This is a genomic window from Kitasatospora sp. NPDC003701, assembly GCF_053587085.1.
Genome location: NZ_JBSFNM010000023.1, coordinates 94,275 through 113,412, shown reverse-complemented (window position 1 = coordinate 113,412; position 19,138 = coordinate 94,275). Strand labels below are relative to the sequence as shown.

Below are 19,138 nucleotides of genomic sequence, written 5' to 3'. Positions count from 1 at the left end.
CGGGCGGTTCGGGGTCAGTACCAGTCCCCAATCCCGTTCTCGCCCTCTTCGTACTCTTCCTCGTCACCAACTCGTTCGGGGAGGGAATCAACGAAATGGCCGCAAATTGGCGACGGATCCCAGTCGTGCAGGGCCCGGCAGGCGCCGCAGCGGACGCACGGCTCCTCGTCGGCGCCGGCCATGGTCTGGAAGCGGTGGCGGCGGGGTCCGGAGCGGCACCCGCTCGGCGCGGTTCAGTCATCACCCAGGCCTTCATGCTCCGTGGGGCCGGTCTTCTGGCCGACCCGGCCGACGGCGTCCGGCACCGGTCGGGCCGGTGCGTCGGCGCGGCTTTGACCGGGTCCACTGGGCTGTTGGCGGTCAGAGCTGTTCCCACCCTTCCTGGCCGTAGTCGGGGGTTCCTCCGTCAAGGCCGTAGGCGGCGTTCCCCTTCTCGATCTGCTCCTGGCGCCACTGGTCGACCTTGTTCAGAGGCGGGCCAGACCTTGTTGTGGCTTGGCGCCGGAGGCGCTGGGTCTCCGGGTCGGGCCTGGTGGGCCTGTCGGGCTCGTCGCCGACGGCGTCCAGGTCAACTTCCCAGGCTTCGGAGAACTCGTCGTTGGTGAACAGCTCGGCGATCCCGGTGACCTGGCGCAGCCGGGTGACCTCGTCGGGGTCCATCCCGAGCTCGCGGCCGATCCGCTCGTCGGGCCAGCGCAGGCGGGCGAGTTCCATGACGATCTCGGACATGCCGTTGACGGTGTGCAGGCCGCGGGCGCGGTTGTGGCGCACGGTGGAGGCCATGCGGTCGGCTTTGTCGGTGCGGCCGGCGTTGACGATGACGACTGGCAGGCGGCCGTGGGCGGCGGCGCGCACCTCGCTGTCTTCCTTGCCGACCCGGTGGCGGTGGTAGCCGTCGACGACCTCGTAGACGGGGGCGCCGTCGGCGTCGGTGCCGGTCTGCCAGACGACGATGGGCTGGGTGTAGCCGTCCGACTTGATGGAGAGGGTGAGGAGTTCCATCTCCGGTCCGGCCACGACGTTGGGGTTGTACGCGTTGCCGCGGACCTGTTCGGCGGGGACCCACACCACGCGGGCCGTGGGCTGCTCCTTCAACGGGGAGTGGCTGCTCAGGTCCTGGCCCAGGACGTTGATGGTGTCGATGCGCAGCTGGTCGTCGAGGGCGGCCAGGCGCGCGAAGGCGGCGCGGGCCTCGGCGATGATCGCCTCGGCCTCCTCGGCGACGGTCTCGGTGCCGGAGCCGGGTTCGTCGGCGGGGGGAGTCAGGTCGGTCAGGGACATCTGGTGGTCGGTCACGGGGTCGCCTCCCGGGTGCGGTGCAGGATGAGGAAGTTGGCGCTCTTCTCGCGCACGAGGGTGAAGCCGGCGGCGAGGTAGGCGTCGGCCTTGGGCCGGGCGACCGTGGCGTCCAGGGGCCGGCCGCCGGCTTCCTTGACGGCGGCCTCGACCAGGCGCGGGGCGACGCTGTGGCGGCCGGGCGGGGTGTAGAGGGATTCCACGCGGCTGGCGCCGGCACGGCCGGGGGCGGTCAGGCCGATGAAGCCGTCCACCGTGCCGTCGCTGGCGAGGGCGATGATCCAGGTCTTGCCGGGCTCGTCCCAGGGCACGCCCCCGAGCGACTCGTGGACCGCGCGGTTGGCGAGGAACGGGCCGACCAGGCGGTAGAAGTTCGGGTTCTCGTTGGTCAGGACGAGAAGGTCAGAGCGTGCCACGGTAGCCCCATTCCCTGCGCTGGATCGCCATCTTCTCGCGGTAGGCCTTGAGGGACTTGCTGCTCGCCGGCGGCGCGAAGGACAGCCCTTTGCCCCAGTAGTCGTAGGTGAGGATCATCTTCGCGATCCGCTTCCAGCTCGGTGATTCCTTGGTCATCGGGCCGTCGTCGGGGATGATCCCGCCGGGGTAGCCGCGCGAGTCGTACCAGCGCAGGAACTTGGCGATCTTGTCGCGGTAGTGCTCGGCCTCGGGCGGCCGCATGTCCGCCAGCAGCGCCTGCACGTACTCCTCCCAGGTCATCCCCTCGGGGCAGGTGATCTGGATGCGGCCGAGGATGTTTCCGGTCTCCCTCGCGTACCGGGCGCCGAAGGCCGCACCGTGGACGCGGGCGACGACTTTGCCCCAGGTCAGCGGCTCCAGGACGTGGAAGAGCCACAGGCCCTGGCGCTGGTCGTCCCCGTAGGGCTGGCAGAGCCGGGCCTGGTGGATGCTCACCCCGGCCCGGTGCATCAGGTCGTAGATGACGTTGTAGGGGACGCGCTCCCTGCCGTAGAACCGCCAGATGTCCTCGGTGCGCCAGTCGTAGATCGGGTAGCCGTTGTACACGGTGTTCGAGATCCGGGTCGTCCAGGGCAGGTCGTCGTGGCGGTGCTTGTCGCGGCGGGCGATCGTCCGGTAGCGGTTGATCGACTCGTCGGACCTGATCCCGACCAGGCAGGCCGTCATCCGGCCGTTGTGCCGCTCGGACAGCCACCTCCCGAACGCGGGGGTGAACTCCTCGAACTCCATCCCCGGGGTGAAGAAGTCGAAGAAGTCCGGGTCGGTGATGACGCCGGGGTGGCCGGGGAAGTCGCGCACCCACATCTCCCGCGCCTCGGGATCCCAGCACCGCCACTGGGGCTGGAACTGGGACACGGCGTTGCGCAGCGACAGGGGCAGGGCGACCCAGTAGACGTCCAGGACGTCGGCGTGCCGCTCCAGCATGGCGTGCAGGTAGTTGACAGTGTGCTGGTACTGGGCCTCCAGGTCCACGATCAGCACCCCGAGACGCCGGCCGCGGGCGCGGGCCTCACGGGCCGCGAGTTCCAGCAGCACCCCGCTGTCCTTGCCGCCGCTGAAGCTCGTGTAGACGACCGGGAAGTCGTCGAAGAGCCTGCGGATGCGGCGCACGGCGGCGGTGAGCACATCGATGCCCAGGCCGCGCTTGGTCCGGCTCAGCGGCCGTGCCGCGCCGGCGGGTTGTTGCCCGGCCACCTCTGCGTCTCCGTCCTTGTGGTGTCCATCGGGAACCCTTTCGGGGCTCGCGGGGTCGTGCGGTGCACGCCGCGCTATCCGTGCTGGGGGCGAGGGATGTTCCTGCTGGTGAGCTGCCTCTCCTGGGCGGCGAGGTCGTCAAGGATGTCGCGGCCCGCCCTGACCAGCTCGGGGAAGGCGGGGCCGTCCTCGTCCGGGTCGATGCCCGAAAGGAGGTCGGAGCGGTAGGTGTTCTCGAAGGCGACCAGGGCGAACCCCTGGACGATCGCGGCGTAGCGGGCATGGGTGGTGTGGGTGAGGACGTCACCGCCGTCGTGGCCGATCACCCAGTAGTTGGTGCCGTCGCCGTAGACGTCGATGCCGCAGTCCTCGTCGTCGTTGAGGATCTGCTCCAGGAGGTCGGCGGTCGGGTGGTCGGTCATCAGGGTGTGGCCGGAGTTCGGGTCCGGGCAGTTGATGCCCCGCTCGACCAGTTCGCGGAGAACGGCAGCGCGCTCGCGTCCTCCCCGGCGGCCGGCGATCCGGTCGACAGTCGTCTTCAGACTGTCGGGCAGACGGAGGGGGACTCGGTCGCCGACGGACGGTCGGCCGCCGGAGGACGTCTCGACGGTGCTCATGAAGGCTCCTGGATAAATGGGGGCTCGATTCTGGATAAAGAATATGTCAGGGTTGACGGCGCCGTCAACTTGTTCATATTCACTTCTATCCGATCCATTCCGGTCCGTGGCTCAGCCACGCCTCCGCCTCCTCGCGGCTCAGTTCCACGATGTCGCCCTGCTCGTTGACCTGGAGGAACGAACGCTCCTCCTCGGTGACACGACCCGGGAAGCCCATCCTGCGCAGGCCCCTCCAGTTCTTCACGGGAGGGTCGAGGGGCCAGCTGGCCTCGTAGAGGTGGCCGGTGAGCAGGGTCCAGCAGCAGAGGACCCCGCGCCAGCCGCGGTTGTCGAGGGCGCCCTCGTAGTCGAGCTCCCCGGTCAGGAAGTCGCGCCGCAGGCCGAACTTGGCGTCCCGGCCGGTGATCTCCGCGACCCAGGGCCGGTCGCCGCAGATCCGCTCGCGTATCCACCGGGCCCGGTAGCGGGTGGTCAGCGGGCGGGTGTCCAGTGCCTGCTGGAGGTCGGCGGCGAGCAGCGGTTCGGCCTCGGGCCAGGTGGCCGGGCGCACCTGCACGGTGGTGCGCCGACCGGAGCGCTGCGCGTGGTCCAGGACGACGGCGATCAGCTCGGTGTAGCCGTTGTCGTCCAGTACCCGGACGCCGGGGGCTTCGGCGGGTACGGGCGGCTGTTCGGGGCGCGGGACGAAGCGCACGCGCAGGACCTGGCCGGCCGGGACGTGGCCGCGGGTGGTGTGGCGCAGGGTCCACCAGGGTCCGGTGACGGGCGGGATGGCGGGGCAGGGGCCGGTGTGGCGGGCTCCGTGTGCCCAGTGGCCGTCGCCGGGTGGGATGCGGTGGCCGCAGTCGGTGCACCAGGCGGTCGCGGTGGTGGGTGGCCCGGGGGGTGCGTCGGTGGGGCAGGGGTGGTGGTGGACGGCCCGGTAGCGGGCCGGGCGCGGGCCGGGTGCCGGTGACGGCTCCGGGTGGGGCTGGGAGTCGTCGATCAGTTGGGCCTGGCCGGTTCCCCTGGGCACCCAGAGCCCGCAGTTCCCGCAGGGCGCGGCGTACCGGTTGGCGCCCAGGATCTTGGGGCGGGGCGGGCACAGGTCGTCGCGGTGGGTGAGGGTCCAGGCGCCGCGCTGGCCGGTCAGCGTGCCCTCGCCCGGTGGGACGCCCTGTCCGCAGCGGCTGCAGCGGCCCGCGTCGCGGTTCCGTCGTTCCGTCGCGCCGGCGTGGTGGCGGGCGGCGTCCGGGGCGAGGCGGCGCCGGAGGTAGGTGAGTTCGCGGGCGCCGGTCGGGCTGCGGCGGCTCCAGGACTTCACCAGGGCCAGGCCGCCGGGTGCGGCCGGGTCGGCGCGGCGGAGGGCGACCTCGACGTCGTCGCCCGCGCGGTCAGCCCCGATCACCAGGGCCCCGAAGGGGAGGGTGCAGCGGTAGCCGGCCTCCAGCCACTCGCCCTCCAGGGCACGGACGCTGTCGGCCTTTTCGGGGCAGGCGGTGACCAGGAGCCGCCAGCCGCTGCGCCCGTCCGGGACCGGGGGCACCAGGACCGGCACGGGGGTGCGGGGGTCGGGGGCCGTTCGCTGGGCGGTTGCGGCCGGGGTGCGTCCGGGGCTCCTGCTGGCGTTCACGTCGTCTCCCCCTTCAACCGGGCTGGGGCCCGGTCGAATTGTCAGTGGGTCAGGTCATCATCGAATTCAGATGGTCTGCGGTGCTTTGTGCCGTGCCTCCATCACTGTGCGCCATGGGTCTGACACTGCGGGTCCCGGCGCTGCTCACGCGTACTGCCCGGGCCGCTGCCTGGCCCGGGCCCGCTGTTCCTGCCGATCGACGGAGGACCGTGTTGCTGCTCTCCCACCACCCCTTCCAGCGCTCCGGCGCCTGGGCAGCGGCCCTGCTGGCGGGGCTGTCCCACCCGGGTCTGCTCGACGGCGACGGCCTCGACCGGGTTGCCGCGCGGATTGCCGAGGACTGCGAACGGGCCGGGCGCCTGGCCAAGGGCGAGCCCGGCTGGGCCTGGCTCGTGCGGCTGGCCGGCATGTATCCGCAGTCGCCGCCGGTCCACCCCTCCCGGGCCAAGAACCCGCGGCCGATCGGCGCCCGGGTCCTCGACTTCCTCGGGCCAGACCCCGACCCCGAGCGTGTGGCCGAGCAGGGCGGGCGGGTGTGGCCGTGCTGGATGTGCCAGGCCCCCGGCGCCTCGATCCGCTGGGGCAAGGACCGGTTGCCGCTCGCCGACTCGGCGCAGCACATCAACAACTCCGCCGTCTACAGCGGCGGGTACCCGCTGTGCCGCCCGTGCCGGATCGCCCTGTGGGCCCTGCCCTACGGCAGCGCCACCAGCGGCTCGGGCATGAACGTGACCGTGGGGTGCTGGGACGAGAGCATCGAGCGCGCGGTGACCACTGCCTACTTCGCCGTCAGCGAGCAGGCCCTGGCCGAGGGCTGGACCAGCTGGCGCCAGGGCCCGGCGGCCGAGGACCTGTTGTGGCGGTTCATCGCCGACCGCGGGTCCGAGCAGGGGCAGTTGGACGTCCTGCGCTGGTCGAACGACAACCGCGACCCCCGGCTCGACTCCCGCATCCTCTCCCCTGCCGCCGCCCGGCGCCTGGCCGAGCTCCACCGCACCGCCGACACCGCCGAGTTGCGCCGCGCCGCCCGCACCGCCGGCCACCACCCGCTCGACCTCGCCGCCGACCCGGACCTGTTCGCCCAGGCGCTCGCCACCACACCGCGCTGGGCCGTTCCCGTCCTCCGGTCCCTCGGTGGCGACCCGCAGCCGAGCACCACCGTCCGAACCCCCGCCACCCGCTGACCAAAGGGAGCACCCGTGACCACCGACACCACCGCAGCCGCCTCGTTCGATCTGCGCACCGAGCCCTGGATCCCCGTCCTTGACACCTCGCACGGCTACACCCACGTCGGAATCTCCACCGCCCTGCTGAATGCCCACCGCCTGCATCTGGGCGCCCCCGGGCTGGAGCAGCAGGTCCTGCTGCGCCTGCTGCTGGCCGTCCTCGACGCGGCCGCCGGCCCGGTGGACGACGCCGACTGGGACATCGCCTGGGCCGCGCCGACGCTGCCCGCCGACCGCATCGCCGCCTACCTCGACCGCTGGGCCCACCGGTTCAACCTGTTCGGGGAGCAGCCGTTCGGGCAGTGCGCCGGGCTGACGGAGGCGAACCGGAGTACCCACCACCTCAAGCCGAGCCGCTGGGGCGGCCGCAGCCGGGAGTTCTTCGACCACTCCCTCGCCGGGGAGCCGCGGGTGTTCGACCCGGCGGAGGCGGCGCTGGCCCTGCTGATGCTGCAGGCGGTCCACCCCGGGGGTATCCAGGGCGCGCACCCGTCGGATCCTCGGGGCACGGGCGGGCGCCTCTACGGGTCCAAGCCGGGACACCTCAGTGTGGTGACCAACCTGGTCGTCGGAGCGCCCGGGGCCACGCTCAAGGACATGCTGCTGCTCAACCTCCCGCCCCGCCCCCGGACCTCACAGGACCGGCCGGTGTGGGAGCGCCCAGTCCCCGGGACCGCCGGAGGTGCGCGGGAGCCGGAGGGCCGGCTGGACCTGTGGACGTGGACCACCCGGCGTGTACGGCTCTTCGCCGGCGACGACGGCCAGGTGGTGGGCCTGGCCCTGTATGACGGCGACCGGATGGCCGATCCCCGGGCAGGCGCGCACACCCACGACCCGCTCACCGCCCGCACCGCGAAGGGCTCGCCCCTGCCGGTCGCCGACGCGGCCGGGTTCACCATCCCCTGGTCGGCGGGGCTCCTGCTCGACCCGGCCGGGGAAGCACGGGCCACCAGCGCGGTGGTCGAGCACGTCCTGCGGGCCGCCGAGCGCGGAGCCCTCGACTCCGGGCTGCGCCTGGCCGCCGAGCTCCTTCAGGTCGTGCACTCCAACCAGCACCGCGCGTCCATCGCTGGCATGCACGAGGTCACCTCCTCGCTCGGCAGCGCCGGGAACCTGGCCGACGACGGCGGCCGGGCGGCTCTGGGCGCCGTCGCCCGTCTCGCCCACGACGTCCAGCGCGCCCTCTACGGGGCCGGCGCCGACGCCTTCCGCCAGCGGATCAAGGACGTCCAGCCGCGGCAGAGCTCCTCGCTCGGTCGGCTCGTGGGCAGCGGGCACGCCTGGGACGACGTGGCACAGGCGCCCGGGTCCGGCTTCGACCGCTGGATCACGGCTCTGGAACGGGCCGTGGACGGCGTCGGCCAGGCGATGGCCACCAGCGACATCATGGCCACCTCCCGCTTCACGGTCGAGGCGCGCAACATCCTCTTCCGCTGCGCCCGCCGGGCGAAGTCCGCCGCACAACGAGCTGGCGCCAGGGGCGTAGCGGCCTGACCGGGGGCCGGGTGGTGTGGGCGGGTCCGCTCGCCGCGCACCACCCGGCCGGGCACCGCCGCCGTCCCGCCGAGCGGCACCACCAACGGGCCAACGGGTCGTGACCTGCCGCCTGCGCGCCCGTTGCTGGGACAGCAGGAGTAAACGGGACGAAGGGGAAGACCTGTGCGGAAGTGGGTGTGGGCGGCGGCGGCCGCCGTGCTGCTGGTCGCGTCCCCCGCTGCGGCGGGCGGGCAGCGCAGCGTGCAGTCCATCGGGCTGGACGCGAGCGCGGGTGACGGTTCGGTTTCCGGGAGCGCCCGGCTGACGGCCGCCGCAGAGAACAATGGCTTCCGCCTGAAGGGATGGGTGGAGTCGGACAGGGGGTGTGTGGAGCTGAAGGCAGTCAATATGCACTGGGGCTCCTACTTGGGCGGAGACCAGATCACCAAGACGTGCGAGACCAACAGGCGGGTGCCCGTGGACGCGTGGACCCACCACACCGACCTCGTCCTGAGCGCGATCGTGGACGGCGGCCCGGACCGGGACTCTCGGATCGTCACCCTGACCGGACGGTAACCCCGGCCGCCCCGGCCCCAGGAGCACCTTCTTCCCCAAATCCCTCGACGGGCGGGCTTCGGCGGTCCGACACTGAGCGCCATGGTTTCCCCGCCCGCCGGACCGCCGGCCGTCCTCTACGCCCCGCTGACCTCCGGCCTGACCTGCCCCACCGTGGTCACCGTCGTGGACGCCTGCGCCCTGGCCCAGGTGGCGTGCGGGGCGGTGCGCGACGCCGAGCCTGTCGATCTGATCAGCGCCCTGTCCGACACCGGCCGCTCGAACACCTTCGGCGCCGCGCACATCGTGGCGGAGCTGCAACGGCATCTCCCGAGGATCGCGGCGGACACCGGTGTGCCGCTCGACCTGGCGCAGGAGCAGCTGTGGAAGCGGATGCTGCCCGGGGTGCCGATCGTCGACCTCGCCATCGGCGATCACCTCTCCCCCGCCGCCCGGCTGTTGCTGCGCGATGACCCGTCGCTGCCGGCGATCGCCCGCGGCGACGCCGACGACGCCCCCACCGCAGCCCTCGCGCAGTTTCTCGCCCCCACCGTCATCCTGACCCAGGACTCGGTGTTCGCTCGCTTTGGCCTGGCGGTTCCGGTTGACAGGTGGGTCGGGATGGCCCACGGGCTGCTGCGCGCGGCCGGCTTCGAGGCGAACCTGGACGTGTCGGTGCGCGTTGCCGAAGTCGCCGCCCGCCTCGCCTGGCAGGCCGCCGCCTGGGCCGGGCGAGCCGCATCGCGCCATCCGGTCCTCGCGGGTGCCGTGGTTGCCCTGGCCGTTCTGGTCTGCCGCCACCAGGGCCTGCTGGACGGCGCCCGGTGGCGGGCCGGCGCGATCTCTCTCCGGGAGGCGGCAGGGCCGCTGCTGGAGCGGTTCGCCGCAGCCAGCGAGGACCACGCCCTCACCCGCGGCCGCCTGGTGGTGGTTGAGGCCCCCGGTGAGGCGACCACCGAGCAGCTCGCCGCCCGCCACCTCGCCCGCGCACGGACCGCCCTGACCCCCGGACAACTGCGGGACGCGCTGGCGGCCGACGGCACCCGCATCCCCGCAACCCGGCTGAAGACCGCGATGCGCGAGCACCCCGGCTTCACCCGACTCACCGGAGACCGGTACTTCCTGGGCCGTCCCGCACTTCCCGATCCCGCCCGCTGACCCGCACAAGCGCCCGACCCGACCATGCCGCTGTTCACCGAAAACTAGGGTCCTGGCCCGGGCGTGGGACGAGCTGCCGTTCTCCAAGCCTTCGCCGTCCGGCTGTTCGGCCTGACATCGTCCCAGGGGCCGGGGCCGTCGCTGCGGCCCCGGCCTTGCACAGAGCCCGCCCTGCCAGGCACTAGCGTTGACGGCAATGGGCGGCGACGGACGGGCCGGGGGCTTCCACCGCCCCGACTCGCCGGCGTCGACACGGGCCCGGCAGGCGGGCCCCTTCCGGCGAACCCGCCCCGGATTCACCCAATGGAGTGAACCTCCCGTTCCCCGGGCCCGTCGTCGAGCGGCCAGGACACCATGGCGTCGTCCCCGGCGCAGAAAGCGAGAAGCGGTGAGCAGCACGGACCTGACGGCCTTGCCGGCCGCCTTCGAGCCGGCGGACCCACCGCGCAACGGCCGGATGCGGTTCTGGCGGCCGAACGTGATGACGGCCTTTCCCGATGAACCGCCGGAGGGCGTCGAGTACTCCTTCGGGGAGGAGACGGCGGTGGTGCGGCACCAGGCCAACGGCGTGCGCAGCACACGGGTCCCATGCTGGTCGGTGCCGGTCGACCTGGCCCTTCCGCTGCTCAGCCGGGCCCGGCTCCGGGGCACCGGCGACGAGGCCTGCCGGTTCTGGGGCGGCGTCTCGCTGTTCGCCCTGGAGCTGATCTCCCGGGGCCGGCTGGACGTGGACGTGACCGAGGCGGGCTTCGACACCTGGCGGTGCGTGCCGCAGACCGACCAGGAGCGGGAGCAGCTGGCCGCGTTCGCGCGGGCGATGCCGCCGACCGCGCACGCGATCCCCTTCCAGGCCCTCCACGGCGGGCGGCCGATGCTGCCCGAGCCGGCGTTCCTGCTACAGGCCTACCTGGACGCGGTCGCGGACACCGTCGCCCGTACGCCCGAAGGCCCCGAGCGGGCCGGCACGCCGGTCTTCACGGCCCTTCCGGCACAGCACGTACCGCAGCTAGCCCTGCGCGACGCCCCCGCCCCGGTCCCGCTGGCCCAGATCTCGCTGCTCGTGGAGATCGACGAGGACGGGCCGTCCGGTGTCCGCGCGGTGCTGCAGGTGCGCCGCACCGGAGTCGACGAGGCTCTGCTGAGCCCGACACAGCTGTGGGGCGAGGACGGCGATCCGGCGCTCCACCCGGTCCGGGTGCACGCCCAGGTCGCGCTGCACGCCGCCGCCGAGGCGTGGGCGCCGATGAGGGAGTTCCTGAACTTCCCCGGCCTTCCGGCTCTGGACCTGTCCCCCGAGGAGGTGGACGACATCCTCGGCCCGAGCGCGGCCGACCTCGCGGCCGCAGGCTGCGACGTCCTGCTGCCGCGCGACGTGGTCCGGGCACTGACGGTGCGTGCCCAGCTGTCGGCGAAGAGCCCGGGCTCGGCGCTGGCCGGCCGGCTGCTGGGCCAGGAGAAGCTGCTGGAGTTCAGGTGGCGCGTCGCGCTGGGCGGCAGGGAGCTCAGCCAGGCAGAGATGGACCGGCTCGCGGAGGCCCGGCGGCCCTTCGTGCGGCTGCGCGACCAGTGGGTGCGGGTCGACGCCGCGCTGGTCGCCAAGCTCCGCCGGCGACGCATCGGCGACCTGACCGGTATCCAGGGCCTGGCCGCCGCGATCACCGGGACCATCGACGGACCCGACGGCGAGGTGGTCGACCTCGCCCCGGTGAACGGCCGGCTTGCCGCCCTGCGCCAGGCGGTGGCCGGTGCCCGCGAGCGCCCGGCCGCCGTCCCCACGACGCTGAAGGCCACGCTGCGCCCCTACCAGGAGGTGGGCCTGGCGTGGATGCAGCAGCTGACAGCGGTCGGCCTGGGGTGTGCGCTCGCCGACGACATGGGCCTCGGGAAGACACTGCAGGTCATCGCGCTGCACCTCTCCCGGCAGGAGCAGCCGGCCACGGCCGGACCGGCGCTGATCGTCTGCCCCGCCACCCTGCTGGGTTCGTGGGCCTCAGAGCTCGCCCGCTTCGCCCCGCACATCCCGGTCCACCGGGTCCACGGCCCCGAAAACCTCCCCGACGACCTGCCCGCCGACGCGGTCGTCCTGACCACGTACACCACTCTGCACCGCCGCCTGGAGCCGCTGACCGCCCGCCGGTGGTCACTGGCCGTCCTGGACGAGGCCCAGCACGCCAAGAACCCGCACACCTCCATCGCCAAGGCCGTCCGGGCGATCCCGGCGGACGCGAGGGTCGCACTGACGGGAACGCCGGTGGAGAACAAGCTCGCCGACCTCAAGTCGATCCTGGACTACGCCGTCCCCGGCCTGCTCGGCTCCGACTCCGACTTCCGCACCCGCTACGCCCGGCCGATCGAGGCCGAGCGAGACGAGGCGGCCGCGGCCCGGCTCCGGGACCTGACCGGACCGTTCCTCCTGCGCCGTCTCAAGTCCGACCCGGCGATCGCACCGGAACTGCCACCAAAGATCGAGACCGACCGGCGGGTCGACCTGACGACGGAGCAGGCAGCCCTGTACGAGGCCGTCGTCCGCGAGCACTTGGCGCTGATCGCCTCCAGCGAGGGCATCGCACGCAAGGGCCTGGTCTTCAAGCTGCTGACGGCACTGCGGCAGATCTGCCTGCACCCCGCCCTGTACCTCCAGGACGAGGACAACCCGGCCGGCCGCTCCTTCGCCGAACGCTCCGGCAAGGTCGCGCTGCTCGACGAGCTCCTGGACGTGATCATCCCCGAGGGCCAGGCCGTCCTCGTGTTCACCCAGTACGTACGAATGGCCAAGCTGCTGTCCGGGCACCTGGGCGGCACCCGCGGCATCTCCCACGAGCTGCTGCACGGCCAGCTGACAGCCCGCAAGCGCACCAGGATGGTCGACCGGTTCCAGGCCGGCGAGTTCCCGGTGTTCCTGCTGTCGCTGCGCGCCGCCGGGACCGGTCTGACCCTCACCCGGGCCGGGCATGTGGTCCAGCTCGACCAGTGGTACAACCCCGCCGTCATGGATCAGGCCGCCGACCGCGCCTACCGGATCGGCCAGACCCAGACGGTGCAGGTTCACCGGCCGATCGCCGCCGGCACGATGGAGGAGAACGTCATGGAGGTACTTTCCGACAAGCGCTGGCTGGCCAACCTCGTCCTGCCCGGCCAAGAGGCCGGGTTCAGCGAGTTGACCAACCAGCAGCTGGCCGACCTCGTCACTCTGCGCAGGCACCCGTGAACCTCGCCGCCCCCGCCTCCTACCACCGGACCTATCCCCCGGCCACCGCACCTGAGGGCAAGACGGACGCCGACACCGCAACCGGCCTGGCCTGGATCGACGAGCTGACCTCCGACCAGAAGACCCGAAGCCGGATCGCCCGCGCACGCTCCTACGCCCGCAGCATCCGGATCACCGATCTGACCTTCGGTCTCTCCCGGCACCACCCGAACATCACGAACAAGGCCGCAATCGTCAGCTGCTCCCTATCCGAGGACGACGACACGTCGCACTGGCCCTACAGGAGCCTTGCAACCCCCGTCGCGGTGGCCATCCGCACCATGCCGGACACGGCCTGGAGGGAGCTGACCCACATCGCCCGCGCCGTCCCGGCGCGCTGGGCCCAGCTGAACGGCGCCGAGATCACCGAACGGCTGCTCGCCGAAGCCCGGCGCCACGACCTACCACTGCTGCCGACGCCGCACGACCTGCACGTGAACTGCCACTGCGGTTCCCGCGGCGGGCTGTGCAAGCACGCGGTCACCCTGGTTCTCCAGGTGGCCCGGGTGCTGGACACCGATCCACTCGCACTGCTGCTCCTGCGCGGCCGGGCCGCCGCGGACTTCCTGGCCGGCGTCGCAGATCCCGACCACCACAGCCTCACACGGAGCTTCCGGCCCGGTGCCCCTGTCGCGCTGCCCCAGGTGTCGGCCGACGACGCCTACGCCCGGCGCCACCCCTCCGCCCGGCCGCCGCTGCCGTCCCCGCCGGCGCCCGGGACCGCTGGTGCGAAGGTCTCCCTCACCCCGATGCCGGGCATCGACATGGACGCCCTCACCCTGCTGGCGCTGCGCACGACCAAGCGTGCCGGCGCGATGCTCGACGGCCTTCTCGCCGAAGCCGAACCGGTGCACAGGGCTGCGATCAGCCGTCCCCGCTCCGAGTTGGCCGGAGATCCGGCCGCCGAGCAGGCACTGCACCGCCTCTCCGCGCAGGGTACGGTCCGGCGCTGACGGCGAGCTGGTAACTCAGCGGGCAGCGGGAGCGGGGATAGAGTCGGACGTCGACGCCGGGAAGGGGTGCGGGTGGCAGAGGACGTGGACTACGCGGAGCAGAGCCTTCAGGACTTCATCGCCGACCGGCACGGGCAGTTCCTCCCTACGCGTCGCTTCGACAAGTCCGAATCCTGGGAAACCTACCGTCTGCTGGGCATCGAGGTGGCCGGGTTCGCGGGCGACTACGTCAGCGTCACCTGGCCCGACGGTTGGCACAAGGTCCGGGCCGGCAGGTCGGAGTGGGAGTTCGAGCTCCGTGCCGCCGACGGGACCGCGATGGTCGCAGGGACGGTCTTGATCCGCCGGGGCAGAGACTCTGCGGTGGACATGCAGCTGACCGGAGCGGGCAGACGCGCCGTCCGCAGGCGGTACCAGGCGATGCCGGCCTGGCAGCAGCATCTCCTCAAGGCCAAGGGCGGCCCCTGGAAGCCGCGGTACCCGTCGATGCGCAAGGCCAGGCAGTTCTCGGACTTCCAACGCGAGCGCCTGTCCGTCACCGTCTCCAGGCTTCGCGCTCTCGGGTGGCAGATCGGCGAGGAGCTCCCGGCCGGCGTCGAGATCCTGCTAACCGACCAGGCGGCCGGGTGGACGGAGGAGCACCACGCCGGTGACCGGTTCTGGGTGATGCCCAGCGACGGCGGGCCGTCCCTGGCCTACGGCGTCGCCGCCGGTGAGGAGTATCCGTGGTGCCAGTGGGACGCGAAGACGTCGTGGGCAAGCGCCTCCGGTGCTCCGGCCGGCCCCACTGCCATCGCGACCGAGATCGACCAGGTCCTGCGCTCCGGAGTGCCTGCCGGCGTGACGACGTGGCCCGTCCTGGGACACGCTCCTGCCGTCCGTTCTGCCCGCCGACCAGCCCCGCCCTCTGCTGTCGCGGCCATCGAGGAAGAGGTACCCGTCCGGGACTCGGTCACGCTCTGGGACCAGCCGCTGGTTGACCCCCGCCGCGTCAGCTGGGCCCACCGGCGCGCACTTGAGAGCTGTCCCGATCTGCCCTCGCCGTCCGGGAAGCTGCGCCGCTGGAGGGCCGGTTCCCTGTTCACGCCGGCCTCGAAGAGGGGCGCACTGTGGGGGATCGCCCACCGTTTCGAGGGGTTGTACTTCCTGCCGAGGAGCCTTCCCGAGCAGTTCCAGGAGATCCTTCGCCGCGCGCGGGCCGCGGCCCGGGCCATTGAGGACGCGCCTGGCGACATCCGGGACGAGCTTCTGTGGCGTGACCAGCAGCTCTCCACCAGCCGGCTTCTCCTCGGGGAGCGCCTGCTGCTGCTCGCCCGCACGCTGGAGACGGCCGACGAGGATCCTGCGTTCGACGCCGAGTCGGACTGCCACGTGCTCATCGGCATCCTCGAAGCGCGCGCCAGCGAGAGCTTCGACATGGCCCTGCGTCAGGCCGAGGTCGTCGAAGTGATGAGCGCCGAGAACCTCTACCTCGACGGGCGGTTCTACGTCCCGTCCCCCCGGAGCAAGCACGGTGTCTCGCTCCTGCCGACCGTGGAGCACGTCGTCTGCGACTGCGGCCAGAGCCGATGGCTGCTCATCCTGATCGACGGACGTGGGGCGATCGGCTGCGTCTGCGGGCGTCTGCGCTGGGAGGACCGTCTCACCCGCAACAGGATCGAGCATGCGGCTCCCGGCGCGATGACGCCATTTCGGCCTCCCTTCGACCTCGACGCAGTGGCCGCCGAGGTCGGGTTCGGACCCTTTCGTCACAAGTGGTGACCGCCCCAATCGCTCCCTCCCCGGCCACCCACCAGGCCTCCCAGCCCCGGGGCGCACTCAGTCCGGTCGCCGCAGTGGGCTGCGGGAATCGCGTGCGACACGGGTCGGGTGCCCTCTCGCGCGCCGTACGGGGCCGTCGGCGGTCGCCGTCAGGATCCGGGCGTCCGGGGCACCTCGGCGCCGAGGTCCAGGAGCGCCGCGGACGGTACGCCGGCCCGGTAGATGCGCCCCGCATCCCGTTCGGCCTGCACCCGGGCGTCCAGCAGTCCCGCGAAGCGCGTCTTGGTGAGCGTCCGCTGCTGGAAGGCCTCCACGAACCAGACCGCCATCGGCACGCCGAGGTATGCCTGCGCTGATTCGCCCCGCGGCCACATGGGGTCGAGGACAGCCCCGTCCGCCCGCACGCACCACGCATGGCGGCGCAGCCTCCCGGCCGCGAGGACAAAGCCCTCGACGTACCCGCCGCCGACACGGCGGGCCACGCGCAGGGCGTTCGCGAAGCAGTGGGCGGGCGCTCCGCGGCGGGGTGCGCCGGTGGGGGCCAGGGCCTGGGGGTGAACAGCCGGCCCTGGGCGAGCACGATTCGGGCCGCGGCCCCGTCGCCCGGATCGGTCGTGGTGCGGGCGGCCACGATCAGGTCCAGTTCGGCGCAGGTCGGGGTGTGGAGAAGCACGAACCCAGTCTCGGGCGGGGCGCTCCGGTCGGCCACCGTAGCGGGTGGGCTCGACGAGGGAATGGCGGCGAGGGGGACGGGCTGGTGTCGTGCGTGATGCACGGCAATCGGGGAGCCTACGGGTGGGAATCGACGAGGACCGGACTCCCGGTGGCTCCTGGATGTGGCCTGCCGGGCTCACGGACGGGCCGAGCCGGACACTGCTCGCGACCGGTGAGCTGTCGTGGTACGAGGTCGTGCCGGAGTAGGCCGCGCTGCCAGGCAGTGGGGGCGGCACCCTCCGCCCCAATGGCGAGCGCCCGGAAGCCCTGTCGGGCTTCCGGGCGCTGCTGAAGCTGCGCAGCCCCTACTTGCCCGGGCGGCCGAGCTGGTGAACGGTCCAGCCGGCAGCGCGCCACGGGTCGGGGTCGAGGGTGGTGCGGCAGTCGACCAGCAGCGGGGTCGTGGGGTGGCCGACGAGGTCCTGCGGGTTGGCCTGACGGTACTCGGGCCACTCGGTGGCCAGCCCCGTCCGGAAGACGCCGGGCCCCAGGCTCATCACGATCAGGCCGCCGGAGCCGAGCGGCTGGGCGGCCGCGACGGGGATGCCCAATCGGGGGACGCGGCGAACGCCTTCCGGTGGACTGACCGATCCTGACGACGGTGTCGGCCCCCGCGTAGGGCCGCACCGCGGCAGCCGAGCGGAGCGTCTACACGATCGGCGGGCGGCCGGCCCGGGTGAGGCGCAGCGCGGTGTTCCAGGACATGGGGCGGCGTTCGCGCCGAGGTTCTCCGGGAGAGCGAGGGCTTGGACGCCGTCGGGGACGTGGTCGGGCTGGCAGCCGTTGCCGACGACGACCGCGCGCAGGTCGATGTCTGCTGGGCGAGGAGGGAGGCCATCGCCGGCGGGAACCCGGCCGGGCGGTCGTTCATGGTCAGCACGACCGCGTCGACGGTCGCCTTCGGACTGGGGGTCAAAGGAGTCTCCGGGGTCAGGCGGCCTAGGCGTGGCGGTGGAGTTCGGCGGCGGTGCACCCGACGCCGTTGAGCCAGCGCTGTTCGGAAAGGAGGCCATGGCCGTCCGGGACACAGCCGAGGTAGGCGTCCAGACAGTCGGTACCCGGCTCGCGACGAAGGTGTTCAGCAACGTCCTACGCGGTGAACTCCAGAAAGGTCCTGACTTCAGCTGCGCCCGCGTGCTGTCGCAGTTTCGCCCGAAGCTCGGCCAGAGCAGTGCTGCCGCGCGCGGAATTCACGCCACCCATGTGCTCCACGGCCTGGTGGGCCACCGCCACGGCCTGCTCGACGTCATTGAGTTCGAGATACGCCTCGGCAGCCCGGGCCTCGTAGATCGCTGCTCCTCGGGGGAAGGAGTCGCCGTCGTAGTCGTCGTAGATCTCGGCCCTGCCGGCGGTGGCGGCCTGCTGGAAGTGGACCAGGGCGCGGGTGGGGTGGCCCAGGTTGAGCGCGGAGCTACCGAGCAGCTGGTGGATCTCTCCCAGGTTGACCCAGTACATGGACGGCAGGTCCTCGTCGAGGGGGACAGCGCGGCTGTAGGCGTCCAGCGCTGCGTTAGCTTCCCGGTCGGAGGCGCGCAGGTCCCCGGCCTTGGCGTATGCGCGGCAGGCCCGGGCGTGGAGCATGGCGAGCATTCGGGCGGAGCCGGTGGCCTGGCCGTGGGCGTGGGCCGCTGCGACGAGAGATACCGCTGCACGGGGATCGCCGGTCGAGTAGCACTTGATCGCCCAGAAGGCCAAGGTGTTGGCGAGCACCTCCGGAGCGTGGGCGGCGACCGCGTCTTCGGCGGCGTCGGCGAAGTGTTCCTCTGCGCGGTCGGGGTGTCCGCTGTCGTAGGCGGTCCAGCCCGCGGCGCGCTGGGCGTCGGCGGCGGCTGCGAGCAGACGCTGGCCGGTGCTCTCGTTGTAGGTGGTGCTGTTCAGCGCGCTGGCGATCATGTCGAACTCGTTGACGGCAGCGTTGTAGACGTGGCCGGAGCCGAACTTGTCGTCGAGGTGGCGTAGGGCTTCCAGGCGCTCTTCATGGAGGGTGGCGACGCTGTCGCCGACCCGGCGGCCGGCACCAGTGCGGGTGGGGGTGGGGGTGGGGGTGGGGGTGAGGGGAGCCAGGGCGATGGCCATGCCGCTGGCCGCGGTTGTGATCATGAACCGACGACGTTCCACGGTTTCACCGGCCTTTCGGGCCTTCAGCGCGGTCGGGGTCGCGCGGTGCTGTGCGAGTAGGACATCGGGGACGGCCCGTTCCAGCCAGGCAGGCCAGCCGAGCTCCAGGACATCTCGTTGGGGAACGCTGAGGAGATGGGCGAGTGCGAGTTGTGCCTCCCGGTCGGGCGTGGTGCCGTTCTTCCACCGATGTAGCTTCTGCTTGTTGGTGGCGAAGTTGCCGAACCCCAGGTGCTGGTGCCGGTCCCCAACCCGTTTCAGGAACGCTTCCGCCTTCCCTCCGTGGTGTCTGACGAGGTACTCCAGCAGGGCCCCGACATCGCTCAACGGTGCACTCACCTCCGTTGCCGGATCGACGGTCCCAGTGTCCCTGCGTGAAGCTGTTTCCGGGAGAGGGCGGCCAAGGTGGATGACCGCTGGATGACCGGGAGGCCACCCGAGATGACGCTGGCGCCCTTCCTGTGACCTCCCGTCAGGAGTCTCCTAGAACGGCCGGGACGCTCAGTCCAGGTCGGAACCGCAGGTCTCGGACCGCGGTCGCTCGGTCGGCGAATCGGTTTGACGCACGTTCGGGTCGTTCACGTCGTCAGGGGGAAGAGTGGCGTCATCACGGGCAGATCAGCCCGAACTCGGGTTGTCGCGAGCGGGGACGTTGAGGCAGGCCGATGATTTCGTCGGCGAAATCCACGAGCATGGCCAGTCTGCGGTCTCGATCGTCGTGTCCCCGTCCGCGT

The 19,138-nt window shown here is 72.2% G+C and carries 16 protein-coding genes; 8 read left to right on the top strand and 8 right to left on the bottom strand.

The features are described 5' to 3' along the window. Positions 1 to 360 precede the first annotated feature (360 nt). The 5 genes from ACWDRR_RS22640 to ACWDRR_RS22620 all read right to left on the bottom strand — a co-directional run bounded on the left by ACWDRR_RS22640 (position 361) and on the right by ACWDRR_RS22620 (position 5,196). Positions 361 to 1,296 (bottom strand): IbrB-like domain-containing protein, encoded by a 936-nt coding sequence (locus tag ACWDRR_RS22640; protein WP_449773998.1) that lies wholly within the window; start codon positions 1,294 to 1,296, stop codon positions 361 to 363. Next, entirely contained in the window at positions 1,293 to 1,712 is a 420-nt protein-coding gene (locus ACWDRR_RS22635; RefSeq protein ID WP_449773997.1) for a hypothetical protein, read from the bottom strand. Before ACWDRR_RS22635 ends, ACWDRR_RS22640 begins: the two co-directional genes overlap by 4 nt. Continuing rightward, the gene (locus ACWDRR_RS22630) at positions 1,699 to 2,967 is read right to left on the bottom strand and encodes a DUF3440 domain-containing protein (RefSeq protein WP_449773996.1); all 1,269 of its coding nucleotides are present in this window, start codon (positions 2,965 to 2,967) and stop codon (positions 1,699 to 1,701) included. Before ACWDRR_RS22630 ends, ACWDRR_RS22635 begins: the two co-directional genes overlap by 14 nt. A gap of 74 nt (positions 2,968 to 3,041) precedes the next feature. Then, on the bottom strand, positions 3,042 to 3,584 hold the full coding sequence (locus tag ACWDRR_RS22625) for a ribbon-helix-helix domain-containing protein (protein WP_449773995.1): 543 nt from the start codon (positions 3,582 to 3,584) through the stop codon (positions 3,042 to 3,044). 85 nt (positions 3,585 to 3,669) lie between these two features. Further along, positions 3,670 to 5,196 (bottom strand): hypothetical protein, encoded by a 1,527-nt coding sequence (locus ACWDRR_RS22620; RefSeq protein WP_449773994.1) that lies wholly within the window; start codon positions 5,194 to 5,196, stop codon positions 3,670 to 3,672. 209 nt (positions 5,197 to 5,405) lie between these two features. On the opposite strand from ACWDRR_RS22620, the gene ACWDRR_RS22615 reads away from it, so the two are divergent. From ACWDRR_RS22615 to ACWDRR_RS22585, 7 genes are all read left to right on the top strand, one after another. Next, positions 5,406 to 6,380, top strand: coding sequence for a hypothetical protein (locus ACWDRR_RS22615; RefSeq protein ID WP_449773993.1), 975 nt, complete (start codon positions 5,406 to 5,408; stop codon positions 6,378 to 6,380). Positions 6,381 to 6,395: 15 nt separating this feature from the next. After that, entirely contained in the window at positions 6,396 to 7,916 is a 1,521-nt protein-coding gene (gene casA / locus ACWDRR_RS22610; protein WP_449773992.1) for a type I-E CRISPR-associated protein Cse1/CasA, read from the top strand. A gap of 165 nt (positions 7,917 to 8,081) precedes the next feature. After that, on the top strand, positions 8,082 to 8,474 hold the full coding sequence (locus tag ACWDRR_RS22605) for a hypothetical protein (RefSeq protein ID WP_449773991.1): 393 nt from the start codon (positions 8,082 to 8,084) through the stop codon (positions 8,472 to 8,474). 81 nt (positions 8,475 to 8,555) lie between these two features. Continuing rightward, entirely contained in the window at positions 8,556 to 9,611 is a 1,056-nt protein-coding gene (locus tag ACWDRR_RS22600; RefSeq protein ID WP_449773990.1) for a hypothetical protein, read from the top strand. Between the two features lie 388 nt (positions 9,612 to 9,999). Then, positions 10,000 to 12,819 carry a DEAD/DEAH box helicase gene (locus ACWDRR_RS22595; RefSeq protein ID WP_449773989.1) on the top strand — a complete coding sequence of 940 codons (2,820 nt, stop codon included), beginning with the start codon at positions 10,000 to 10,002 and terminating at the stop codon, positions 12,817 to 12,819. Next, entirely contained in the window at positions 12,816 to 13,811 is a 996-nt protein-coding gene (locus ACWDRR_RS22590) for a hypothetical protein (RefSeq protein ID WP_449773988.1), read from the top strand. The genes ACWDRR_RS22595 and ACWDRR_RS22590 overlap by 4 nt, the downstream gene beginning before the upstream one ends. A 72-nt stretch (positions 13,812 to 13,883) precedes the next feature. Next, the gene (locus ACWDRR_RS22585; protein WP_449773987.1) at positions 13,884 to 15,572 is read left to right on the top strand and encodes a hypothetical protein; all 1,689 of its coding nucleotides are present in this window, start codon (positions 13,884 to 13,886) and stop codon (positions 15,570 to 15,572) included. Between the two features lie 149 nt (positions 15,573 to 15,721). Here the strand turns inward: ACWDRR_RS22585 and ACWDRR_RS22580 are convergent, their stop codons facing one another. Next, complete coding sequence (locus tag ACWDRR_RS22580) at positions 15,722 to 16,054, bottom strand: hypothetical protein (RefSeq protein ID WP_449773986.1); 333 nt, start codon at positions 16,052 to 16,054, stop codon at positions 15,722 to 15,724. 313 nt (positions 16,055 to 16,367) lie between these two features. Here ACWDRR_RS22580 and ACWDRR_RS22575 point away from each other — a divergent pair, with 313 nt between their 5' ends. After that, entirely contained in the window at positions 16,368 to 16,493 is a 126-nt protein-coding gene (locus ACWDRR_RS22575) for a hypothetical protein (RefSeq protein ID WP_449773985.1), read from the top strand. Positions 16,494 to 16,591: 98 nt separating this feature from the next. Here the strand turns inward: ACWDRR_RS22575 and ACWDRR_RS22570 are convergent, their stop codons facing one another. Both ACWDRR_RS22570 and ACWDRR_RS22565 read right to left on the bottom strand, forming a co-directional pair. Next, positions 16,592 to 16,837, bottom strand: coding sequence for a hypothetical protein (locus ACWDRR_RS22570; RefSeq protein ID WP_449773984.1), 246 nt, complete (start codon positions 16,835 to 16,837; stop codon positions 16,592 to 16,594). 538 nt (positions 16,838 to 17,375) lie between these two features. Next, on the bottom strand, positions 17,376 to 18,731 hold the full coding sequence (locus ACWDRR_RS22565; RefSeq protein ID WP_449773983.1) for a transcriptional regulator: 1,356 nt from the start codon (positions 18,729 to 18,731) through the stop codon (positions 17,376 to 17,378). Positions 18,732 to 19,138 lie beyond the last annotated feature (407 nt).